A 6,432-nucleotide genomic window follows, 5' to 3' on the forward strand; every position below is an offset into this window, starting at 1 on the left:
GGGCCGGGCCGGGCTCGGCGGCGGTGATGCCACGGCCGGGGCAGGGCTGGACCGTCAGCACCTGTCGGCGTGTCAGTGGCGACAGTTAAGCTTTACCTTGAATATCTCATTGGGTAACCGTTACGAACGCGGGGGGCGTTGTGGCCGGAGCAGGCGGTTTTCAGACCGATGTGGAGTCCCTCAAGTCCGAGGGCACGACCTTCACCAAGCTCGGCGAGGACTTCTATCAGTCCGTGGCGCGGCTGATGAACGGCCTGAGTGCACTGGGCGCGGGCCCGCCGGCCGACCCCTCGAACGCCCCCAAGCCGGAGGAGAAGTCGTTCGGCCAGCAGTTCATAAGCGGACTGACGACGTTCGACAGCAAGGACGGCGCTCCGCCGTGGGGGGACGACGACCTCGGCGAGAAGTTCGGCGTGGCCTACGAGGGCGTACGTGACGGCATGTACGAGTCGATGGGCCACCTCTCCGCGAAGCTCCAGGAAATCGGCAAGGCGCTGACCGATATGTCCAAGAACCACGCGGAGAACGAGGACTTCAACGAGGCGCTGATGAAGCAGCACGTCGACAACAAACAGGCCTGGCAGGACCCGACGAAGCAGCAGCCCGACGAGGTCGTCACAACCGCCTGGTACCCGGCCAAGAACTGAGCCCACCAGCCGCAACACCCGCCTGGCCGGACCGCACACCCAGCCGGGCCCGCCCTTCTGACGCCTTCCTGGCGCCCTTCTGACGCCCTTCTGACGAGCGCGCCTCCCCGCGAGGCCCTCATCCGCACCACGCCGATATGCGCACATTTCACGGGGGAGCTCCACCTTGTCCATGATGCTGCCGAACGCTCTTGAGTGGGTCCTCGAGATGCTCGGCTTCAACTGGCCCACCGCCGACGAGGACAAGCTGATCGAGTGCGCCAACGTCTGGCGTACGTTCGCCTCGGAGGTCGAGGGCCACCAGGCCACCGGCACGAGCGCCGCGTCGAACGTGCTCAGCCAGAACGCCGGCGACTCCATCGAGGGCTTCAGCAAGGCATGGGACAAGTTCGGCGGCGGCTCGGGCTACTTCAACGACGCCCGTGAGGCGGCCGAGGTCATTGCCTTCACCTTCGAGGCCGCCGCCGCGCTCGTCATCGGCATGAAGGTCGCCGTCATCGTCCAATTGGCGATATTGGCGGCAGAAATCATCGCCGCGCAAGCCGCGGCACCCTTCACGCTAGGCCTATCGGAAATCGGCGGCGCGGCGGCGACCCTGGCCACCCGCGAGATGGTCCGCAAGATCCTCAAGGAGGTCGCGAAGCAGCTGCTCGACGCGATCCTGGAGGCCGCCAAGGAGCCGGTGATCTCCGCCCTGGAGGCCATGGTCTCGGACATCATCGCCCAGACCGTCAACCAGAACTTCGGCGCGCAGAACGGCTACAACCTCGGCCGGACCCTCAAGGAGGGCCAGAGCGCCGCCACCGACGCGATCAAGAACACCGGCGAGTCCCTCGGCGAGAGCCTCCGCGACGGCGCCGGCCACCGCGCCGGCCACCGCGCCCGCGGCGGCCTCGACTCCGCCGCCGGCCACGGCAACAGCCACGGCGGCGACGGCGACCACGGCAGCAGCGACAGTGGCAGTGGCAGTGATAGCGGCAGCGGCAGCGGCAGCCACTCCAACGATTCCGGGAGCGGCTCGGGGTCAGGTTCCGGGTCCGGGTCCGGGTCGGGCTCGGGATCCGGCTCCGGCTCCGGCTCCGGCAGCGGCTCGTCGTCGGGCAGTGGCTCGTCGTCGGGCAGCGGCTCCGGGTCGGGTTCCGGCGGGTCACACGATGGCGGCTCCAGCGATGGCGGTGCCGGCAGCAGCTCGGGCGCGGGTTCCGGCAGCAACTCCTCCTCCCACGACTCGTCCGGCGGCTCCCACAACACCGGCGGCAACGGCTCCACCAACGGCGGCTCGGACGGCAACCGCCCCAGCGATGGCGGCGGCAGCCACACCCCCCGCCCGTCGGACACCACCCCGACCTCCGACAACAGCTCCGGCAACTCTGGTAACTCCGGTGCCGCCGACAATTCCGGTGGCGCGGGCAACTCCACTCACTCTGGTAACGCCGGTAACTCCCAGCCCTCCGACGGCTCCGACACCTCCGCGAACGGCTCGCAGCCCAGGCACGACGTCCCCCCGACCCAGCCGCTGCCGCCCCCGGACCAGCGCTCCCCCTTTGACGAGGGGTACACAGGCGGCAACGACAGCAGCTCCCACGGCTCGTCCCCCTCCCACACCCCCGACGGCGGCCCGGACACCTCCCGCCCGGACACGGACGGCGTCAGCACTCAGCCGACGCACGACAACACCCCGGACGCGGCCCGCCCTGACAGCTCCCGCCCGGACACCGACGGCGTCAGCACCCAGCCCACGCACGACAACACCCCACAGGCCGCCCGCCCCGACACGGACGGCGTGAGCACTCACCCCACCCGGGACACCACCCCCGACTTCGCGCGCCCGGACACCGAGGGCATCACCACCCAGCCCGCGCACGACAACACCCCGGACGCGGCCCGCCCCGACACCGACGGCATCAGTACCCAGCCCGCCCGGGACACCACACCCGAGGCAATCCGCCCGGACACCGACGGCGTCAGCACCCAGCCCACCCCGGCGACCCCGGCCACCGACGCGGTGGCCGGCAACCCGCCCTCGTACGGCGATAACACCCCCGACTCCAACACCGGCGCTGCCTCCCACGACGCCACCGGCACCAACCCCACCAACGGCGACAACTCCAGCAGCGGCGCCGGCGGCCGCCCCTCCGTGCCGCACCTCAGCACCCCGCAGGGCGCCCCGGTCCAGCACGCGCCGTCCAGCCAGCCCATCCAGCAGCGCGACCCGGCCCCCGGCGACCCCATGCCGACCGTGGACGGCAGCGACGACACCACCGTCACCACCCAGTCCGCAGGCACCGCCACCCTCCCCCCGCCCACCCAGCACACCGCCGACCCCACCAACTCGGCCCCCACCAGCCCCACCACCCCCCAGGCCCAGCCCAACTCCCCCCAGGCCAACGGCCCGATGATGATGGGCGCGGTCCCGCATCAGGGCGGTGCTCCGACGGCCGGCACCCCACCCCGCGCCACCGGCACCCCGTCCAGCGCCACCCCGCCCCGCACGGGCGCCCCCTCCGCCAACCAGCCGCAGGCCAACTCCCCCAGCAACGGAAACGCTTCCGCACGCCCCACCAACCGTCGCCCCGACGGTTCCCAGGCGGTCCAGGACCACACCCAGCGGCCCGCCCCGGACCGCCCCGCCTACAACCCCCGCCTCGACGGCCCCCGCCGCGACCAGACGCCACCCCCGCACGACAGCCGTCTGGACGGCCCCCGCCAGGACGCCCCCGCCACGCCGCCCGGCACCAACCGCCGCCCCGACGGCTCCCAGATCGTCCAGGACCACACCCAACAGCCCAGCCCCGAGCGCCCCCCGCACAACCCCCGCCTGGACGGCCCCCGCCGCGACGACCCCACCCGCCCCGAATCCCCGGGCGCCCCCACCACCCCCCGCAACGACACCCCCCGCCCGGACAACACCCGTCCGGACAACACCCGTCCGGAAGGGGCACGCCCCGACGCCACCCGGCCCGATGGCACCCGCCCGGACTCGTCACGCCCGGACACCACCCGCCCGGAAGGCACGCGCCCCGACGCCACCCGTCCGGACTCGACCCGCCCAGAGACGCCACGCCCCGACGCATCACGTCCCGATGCGTCGCGCCCCGACGCGTCACCCCCCGACGCCACCCGCCCGGAAGGCACGCGCCCCGACGCCACCCGTCCGGACTCGACCCGCCCAGAAGCGCCACGTCCAGACGCATCACGCCCCGACGCATCACGTCCCGATGCGTCGCGTCCCGACGCGACACGCCCCGACGCGTCACGCCCGCAGGACAGCCAACAGCAGCCTGCCCCCAACCGCTCGGACCGCCCCCGGACCGACGCCCCCGCGCAGGCCCCGACCACCCCCGGCGCGCAGTCCCCCGCTGCCCCCACCCCCAACACCCCCCACCAGCAGCCCCAGCAGCAGCCGAACCCGCAACAGCAGCAGCCCCAGCCCCAGGCCCAGCAGCCAAACCAGCAACAGCAGCAGCCCCAGCAACAAACCCCGCAAAACCAGCCCCAGCCCCAGAACCAGCAGCAGCCGCAGACCCAGCAGCCGCAGCAACCCCACCCCCAGCAGCAACAGCAACAGCCGTTCATCCACCAACAGCCGACCCCGGCCCCCCACCAGCAACAGTCCCCCCACCACCAGAACCAGGCCCAGCCCACCGCTCCCCAGCAGCAGCCCACACAGCAGCAACACCAGTCGCCGATCCCCCAGCCCACGAACCTCCGCAGCCACACCGACGTGCGGGTCGGCCTCAACCACCAGCCCAGCGGCCTGTACTCGCCGTTCCCCCACGACCAGCAGGCTCTGGAGGCGAACTTCCCGCGGAACCCGGACGGGACCCCGCGCGCGTTCAACGACCCGTTCCAGCCCTGGGCCCAGCTCCAGAACGACGGTGGCCCCAGCGTTCTCGGCCGCTCCAACAACTGCGCCGACTGCACCCGCTCCTTCATGGAGTCCTGGTACGGCAACCCGCAGGTGTCCGCGGTCCGCACCTACGACCCGGACGGCAAGGGCGGCATCGACCGCGCTTCAGGTGAGCGTGAGGGCACCCGCAACATCGAGGAGTACACGGGCGCGAAGTTCCGCAACTCGGGCCCGAACTCCAAGGACGGCTACGACCGAATAGCCGACGAGCTCCGCCAGGCCGGCCCCGGCGCGGCCGCCGCCGTCCTCGTGACCTGGCCGAAGAACCCCGACGGTTCCGGCGGCGGCGCCCACGTCTTCAACGCCGTCAACCACGACGGCAAGGTCGTCTGGGTCGACAGCCAGACCGGCGACGTCAGCCACCAGCCCATCAACACCGGCGCCGAAGGCGTCTGGCACCTCGTCCTCGACGCCAACCGCCAGCCCTTCGACCCCGCCACCCACCAAACCCAAACCCCCCAGACCCAGCAGCCACACCAACAACAGCCCCAAACCCAGCAGCCGCAGCAGCAGCCTCAGCCGCAGCCGCAGCCGCAGAACCAACAGCCCCAGCCCCAGCAGCCCAACCCCCAGCAGCAGCCGCAGCAGCAACCCACCCCGCACACCCAGCAGCCGCAGCCCCAGCAGCAACCCCACCCCCAACAGCAGGCACAGCCGCAGCCGCAGCAACACCCGAACCCGCAGCAACAGCAGCCGCAACACCCCCAGCCGCAGCCGCAGCCACAGCCGCAGAACCAACAGCCCCAGCCCCAGCCTCAGCAGCCCACCCCCCAGCAGCAGCCCAACCCGTACGCCCAGCAGCCGCAGCCCCACCAGCAGCAGCCGAACCCATACGCCCAGCCCCACCAGCAGCAACAGCAGCCTGGCCCGTACAACCAGCCCAATCAGCAGCAGCCGACCCTTCAGGCTCAGCAGCCGAACCCGTACGCCCAGCAGCCGCACCAGCAGCAGCCCGGCCCGTACCAGCAGCACCCGTACGCCCAGCAACAGCCACAGCAGCAGCCGGGCCCCTACAACCAGCAGCCGCAGCCCCATCAGGGGCAGCAGCCGAACCCGTACGCCCAGCAGCCGCAGCCCCACCAGCAGCAGCAGCCCAATCCGTACGCACAGCCGCAGCCGCACCAACAGCAGCCAGGGCCGTACCAGCAGCAGAGCCCCTACGCTCAGCAGCCGGCCCCGCAGCACCAGCCTGGGCCGTACCAGCAGCACCCGCAGCAGAACCCGTACGCCCAGCCCCAGCAGCAGCCGAACCCGTACGCGCAGCAGCCGCATCAGCAACAGCCGGGCCCCTACAACCAACAGCCCAACCCATACCAACAGCAGCAGCCGCACGCGCAGCAGCAGCCCAACCCGTACCAACAGCAGGCACCGCACTACCCCCAGCCGCAGAACTTCCAGAACCCGCAGCACCCGGCAGGCGCCCCCAACACCGCCGCCGGCACTTCGCCCACGCCGGATTCCGACCGCCCCAACGACGCCCAGCGTCCCCAGGACGCAGAACGTCCCGAGGCTGCCGACCACTCCCGCGCCCCGGAGGAGAACTCCCAGGACCGGGACCACGCGCCTGCCGATCAGTCCCACGATTCCCACAAGACCGACCAGGCCGACCAGGCCGACCACTCGGAGACGCCGCACCACACCGAGCAGGGCGACCCCAGCGACCAGGGCGACCACGACCGCTCCCACGACGATCCGCCCGCCGCCTCCGACACCCGTAACCGCGAGCGCCCCGGCGGACTGGACGGCCCCACCGACGAGCACCAGCAACACGTCGAGAACACCATCCCGAAAGACGACAACGGCGATCCCCAACGCCACCCCGACCCCCACGACAGCAACTGGGTCGACACCATCAACCACCCCGGCCCCGACGCC

At 71.8% G+C, this 6,432-nt stretch carries 2 protein-coding genes; both read left to right on the top strand.

Annotation, left to right across the window (positions count from 1 at the left end):
• The first annotated feature begins 140 nt into the window (after positions 1–140).
• On the top strand, positions 141–647 hold the full coding sequence (locus tag AB0E02_RS06850) for a hypothetical protein (protein WP_362136773.1): 507 nt from the start codon (positions 141–143) through the stop codon (positions 645–647).
• Positions 648–819: 172 nt separating this feature from the next.
• On the top strand, positions 820–6,432 hold a 5,613-nt coding region (locus AB0E02_RS06855), incomplete at its 3' end, for a toxin glutamine deamidase domain-containing protein (protein ID WP_362136811.1).

This window comes from Streptomyces sp. NPDC048196, assembly GCF_040652715.1.
Classification (GTDB): domain Bacteria; phylum Actinomycetota; class Actinomycetes; order Streptomycetales; family Streptomycetaceae; genus Streptomyces; species Streptomyces siderophoricus.